At 60.5% G+C, this 5,569-nt stretch carries 3 protein-coding genes; 1 reads left to right on the top strand and 2 read right to left on the bottom strand.

Annotation, left to right across the window (positions count from 1 at the left end):
- A partial coding sequence (locus tag GRI55_RS14680; protein WP_160767630.1) for an EAL domain-containing protein occupies positions 1-2,262 on the bottom strand: 2,262 nt, incomplete at its 3' end.
- Positions 2,263-2,291: 29 nt separating this feature from the next.
- Positions 2,292-3,563 (bottom strand): FecR family protein, encoded by a 1,272-nt coding sequence (locus tag GRI55_RS14685; protein ID WP_160767631.1) that lies wholly within the window; start codon positions 3,561-3,563, stop codon positions 2,292-2,294.
- 139 nt (positions 3,564-3,702) lie between these two features.
- On the opposite strand from GRI55_RS14685, the gene GRI55_RS14690 reads away from it, so the two are divergent.
- Positions 3,703-5,355, top strand: a complete 1,653-nt coding sequence (locus GRI55_RS14690) for a ShlB/FhaC/HecB family hemolysin secretion/activation protein (RefSeq protein ID WP_160767629.1) — start codon at positions 3,703-3,705, stop codon at positions 5,353-5,355.
- The last annotated feature ends 214 nt before the right edge of the window (positions 5,356-5,569 follow it).

Genomic DNA, 5,569 nt, shown 5'->3' on the forward strand with positions numbered 1-5,569 from the left:
CAGCAATTCGCTGGCCGGAAGGGGACGAGATACGAAGTAGCCTTGTGCGAGATCGCATCCTACTTCGCGCAGAAAGTCGAGACATTCTACAGTCTCGATTCCTTCTGCGACGACCAGCAGGCCAAGAGCATGGGCGAGGTTCACCGTCGAGTGGACCAAAAGCGCATCGCTGCTGTCTTCATGTGCATTCTCGACGAAGCTTCGATCGATTTTCAATTCGCCGAGAGGCAGGGTCTTGAGATAGGTCAGCGTCGATTGCCCGGTGCCGTAGTCGTCTAGCGAAATCATGATGCCCATCCGCCGGTATCCCTCTAGCGCGCGCAAAGCGGCTGCCGGATCGGCCATGGTCGCTGACTCGGTAACCTCAAAAATGAGGTCGGAGGCAGATGTGTCGCTTACTTGGAGCGCGGCCCCTACAGCATCGAAGAATGCCGGAGAAATAAGCAGGCGCGCCGATATGTTCACTGCCGCCTTCACTTCGATGCCAGCGCCATGCCACTGCGCAAGATCCCGCAGGGTGCGCTGCAGAACGAACAGCGTCATATCCGCGATGTGATCGTTCTTTTCGGCTAGCGGGATGAAGCTGTCCGGGCTCAAATAGCCGCGCGTGGGATGATGCCAGCGGACGAGCGCTTCGACACTGGCGATACAGTCCGTCATCAGATCGAGCTTGGGCTGGTAGTGGACTTCGAGCTCATGGTTTTCGATCGCGTTGGCGAGTTCTCCCATTAGCGAAACCTGCTGCTCGAGAAGGTCCTGCTCGGCCGCCTCATGCATGTGCCAAACCTTGTCGTTGGCCAGCGCGGTGCTGGCTGCCAGCGAAGCTTCGGCAGTTGCCCCTGCAGCAGCGATGCCGAACACAATCGCGGGATCAACGCGCTTTCCGGAGATTTCTAACGGCCGTCGTAACTCGCGGCGCAGTTCAGTCAGCGTCTCTATGCGGGTTTCATGCGCCTCGTCGGAAATCCACGCAAGGCAGCGATCATCGATGCGGTAGACGATATCTCTGCCGCCCATTCGCGCCGCCAGACTCCCCATCAATGAGCCGATAGCATCCGCACCGATAACCGATTTGATTGCGTCGAAATTTGCGAGCATCGCGACGATGGTTTGGGCATTCTCCTGCGAACCATCGGCCTCGCGCAAAGCAAGGCGGTTCGGCAAGCCGCTTTCCTGGTCGATCCGCTTGCCGCGATACATTTCGCGGTAAAGCAATAAACCCGAACGCGCTGCGCCGGATGCCAGGACCAAGATCAGCCCGGCCACGATCCGGAAGTCCGCTCCAGCAAGGCTATATGCGGCGATATCGGCGCCGAAAAGCGCAGCAGCGCCAAGACCGGAGGTCGCTACGACGCGCGGATAGGTCTTTTGCGCGAAGACCAAGGCGGCACCCAGCGCGCCCACCAGCAGCGGAACCAGCCATCCTCCGAAAATGGGTATTCCGCCTAGCAATGTCTCCGCAGCGATCGCTTGTACGATCACTCCGGGTAGGACGCCGTGCCGCGGCGTCGCGTATCGATCCCCCATCTCGATCGCCGTCGCGCCAATGAGTATATCCTTGTCGGTAATCGTGGAAGGATCGAACCTTCCGCTCGCGACGTCGATGAAGCTGTATCGAGGTATCGATACGGGGTCGATCGCGAAGTCGACCGGGAATTGGTTACCGGCCTTTCCGGCCACGCCGGCAGCCTGAGCCGAAAGCGAGGGCCGGGGAACGCCCGCGGTCATCGTGCCCAAGGGCATGTTGCGCACCACGCCGTCGCTATCAGGTATGACGGAAACTGATGCCAGCGAAGCGTGTCGCCGCAATGACGCTATGGGCAAGGCATCGATCTGCCGGTCGGATTCGAAGCTTTCGCTCTGGCCAAATGTGGGAAGAACGATTTCGGCAGATGCTTCGCTCAGACTGCGCGCGAGTGCGGCGTCCTCGACCGGATTCGAAGTTGAGGAAAAATCGACGTCGAAAATGATTGAGCGGGCCCCAGCTTCATCCAGCGCGGCCACCACTTCGGCATAATTGCTGCGCGGCCAAGGCCATCGCTGGATCGCGGCAACGCTCGCCGCATCCATTTCGACGACTTGAATCTGACCGCTCGCGGTGCGGTCCCTCAGCCCAAAGCTTAAATTCCTCAAGCCATTGTCGAGTTCGCGAAAAGCCCCTGACTGCGCTGCCGACCCGATCGTGACGATAAGGAGAGCAGCGAGCAGGATGTTTTCCCACGGCAAGCGCGGCGGCACACACGAGAAGGACGGCGAACGCATAGGATCAGGGCACGATCGCTTAGAGCCAATCAGTCGTCGTCATCATCGTCGTCATCATCATCATCATCATCATCATCATCGCCGTCGTCGTCATCGTCGTCGTCGTCGTCATCGTCGTCGTCGTCGTCGTCGTCGTCATCACCCGGATCCGGCTCAGGTTCGGGCTCCGGATCTGGCTCCGGCTCAGGTTCGGGTTCGGGTTCGGGTTCGGGTTCCGGCTCAGGTTCGGGTTCGGGTTCCGGCTCGGGCTCAGGTTCCGGCTCAGGTTCAGGTTCCGGCTCGGGCTCAGGTTCCGGCTCAGGTTCAGGTTCCGGCTCGGGCTCAGGTTCGGGCTCCGGCTCTGGCTCAGGTTCCGGCTCAGGTTCAGGTTCCGGCTCGGGCTCGGGCTCAGGTTCGGGCTCCGGCTCTGGCTCTGGCTCTGGCTCGGGCTCCGGCTCTGGCTCGGGTCCTGGTTCCAGCTCGAGTCCTGGAGCAGGCGCGGGATCGGGTTCGGCCTCTTCCTGTGATAGATCAGCAACGAAATCATCGGTGACCGCCGCGATCTCGCCCGAAACCAGGCCCTCGGTCGTATCCTCCAGATCTCTCGGTCCGCTCACGAAACGTGTCTCGATGACCGGCTGCTCGGAAGCGACTGCTTCCACCGTTACGTTCGTATTGGCGTTAGATGCGTTTGGTGTCGGGGGCGGTGCAGCCGCTGGTGATGGAGTATTGTTGTCGCGAGCAGGTGAATCCAGGGTGCGCGTCTCATCACCCATGATCGTGAGGCGGAACGGATCATCCGCGCCGACCATCGCCACCTCGCCTGGTGTCACGAGATCGCGTGCGCCTCCATCACCGGTCCAGACCTCGACCGCACCCTCGGTGACCTGCATGGAAGAGCCGCTGCCATCGACCGTTATCGAGAAGCTGGTTCCCTTCACTACCGCAGCCAGGGTCGGCGTGCGGACGCCGAAATGGGGATCGGGTTGTTTGCCGATATTGAAAACCGCGCTGCCCCAGTCCTGGACGATCTGGATCACCGATCGCTCTTCCGAAGGTTTTGGCACTTTCACGCGGCTGTTAGGCCGGACGGTGACAAATTCGCGTTCGCGCACGATGACGGCCGAGCCATTAGCTCCGGTCTCGATCGCACCGCCAGCAGCGATCTTCGCCCCGCGGCGCGCCGGTCTCTCGCCATTCTCGTCGCGTATTGCGACGCGTCCATCCGTTTCGCTGACTGTCCATGCAACCTGCGCGTGGACACTGGTGCTGGCGAGCAAGAGGGCGAGAGAAGCGGTCTTCAGGAATTTCCGGGTCGACAAGATGGGTCTCCTATGAGCGTCCGATCTCGCAGAAGGGTATTCCAATATACCAACCGAACATGGTTAAACATCTGGTAATGCAACCAAAAATTAAGACGCGCCCGGGTAGTTTGAGTGGTCCACTTGGAGTCTCTCACGCGTGCGTTATCTATCTTATCCCTCACTGGCGGCAGTCGGCCTGTGCGTCGCATTCTCCGCGAATGCACAGGATGCGCGCGATCCAATCGATGAGGCCCTAGCCGTCGACGAACAGGAAAGTGGCGTGCTGGCGCCGCGCGATGCGGCCGCCGCAGCGCAGATCGAACCTCGTTCTGGCGAAGATCAAGGCTTTGGATCAAGCGTTTACACCGTAGGGCCGATCTCGCTCGAAGGGTTGCGCGAATTGTCAGTCGCCGATTTCGTTGACATCGTTGAGCGTTACGCCGCGCGCGATCTCGACGGAGAACAGCTGAACGCACTCGCCAGCGATGTGGCATCGCGCGCGCAGACCATGGGCTATGTATTTGCGACCGCGATGATCGAACCGCAATCGCTGCGCGCTGGCGTGCTACGCGTTCGTGTCGACGAAGGCCGGATCGACCGGATCAGGATCGATGGCGACGATGATGTTGCCATTCGCGATCAGTTGACCCCGCTACTCGGCGGCCGCCCCGTCACCAAAGCACGGCTCGAGCGGCACCTGCTGCTGGCGGACGATATCTCGGGCGTCTGGGTGCGTAGGGCCTATTTCGAACGCCAGGACGACGAAGGTGTCCTGGTTCTTGAAGCGCGACGATCGCGGGCCAGTGGTGCTTTGGTGTTCGAAAACGACGGTTCGGCACCTGTGGGACCTGAGCGACTGCGGATCGACGCCGATTTCAACGGATTGCTCACATCGACCGACGAGGTCGACATCACGCTGGCAACCACGCCTTTCGAACCGGGCGAACTGCAATATGCCAAGTTGAAATACGAGGCGGTCATCAGTTCCAACGGCACGCAAGCGGGCGTCGTTGTCTCCCACTCCAGAACCGATCCGGGCGCCTATCTCGCCGATGACGATGTTACCGGCAGATCGACGAGGCTTGGCATCGAATTGCGTCATCCGTTTGTAAGACGTCGCAATTTCAGCCTCTGGGGCGAAGCCGAATTCCAGATTCAGGATATTCGGCGCGATCGCGACGGTGCGCTCGACCGGCACGATCGCATCCCTGTCGTGCGCATTGGCGCCTTCATGGCCGGCACGGTCGTCGGGGGCCGATACCGTGCGCGGGTAACCTATTCGCAGGGCTTGTCGATCCTCGGCGCCACCGAGCTGGGCGATCCGCTCGCCTCGCGCGACGATGCGTCGGCGGCATTCAGCAGCCTATACACCTGGGCCGATTGGGAACGCGAGCTCGGCTCGGGCTTCAGCATGGGATTGGCCGCCCGCGGACAAATTGCGAGCGCTCCATTACTTTCGACCGAAGATCTTGGTCTTGGCGGCAACCGCTTCCTGCGCGGCTACCCCTATAGCCAGCGTTCGGGTGACGAAGGGATCATGGGCTCGGGCGAATTGCGCTACGACTGGGCCGATGCGCTGAACCTTGTCGATAACATACAGATCTACGCCTATGCCGACGGCGGGTATGTCAGCAATCTCGAGGATGGGAGGGGGACGGGCGAACTCTATTCGGCCGGCGGCGGCCTGAGGACCGACATCGTCAACGGTCTCGATTTCGACGTCGAACTTGCCATGCCACTAAGCGGGCCGCGCTACGATTCAGACAACGACAATCCGCGCCTCAATGTGAAGCTACGCAAGACACTCTAGTCGCTCGGGCAGTTCGGCGAATAAGGACAAGAAGTCGATTGGCCTTAAACGCCAAGGCCCTTAGAAGCCGAAGGGCAGAAGAACGGGATAATCAGGATTTGCTTCCGCCATGCAAAGTTTCGTGGTTTGGAACACAAGCCTAGCCCATCGACTCCTCGGCTTCAGCAAACGTCACCATACGCTGCTGTTCCTCATCCCACAGAGCCAGGCGGAA

The organism is Qipengyuania citrea (assembly GCF_009828015.1).
Lineage (GTDB): Bacteria > Pseudomonadota > Alphaproteobacteria > Sphingomonadales > Sphingomonadaceae > Qipengyuania > Qipengyuania citrea.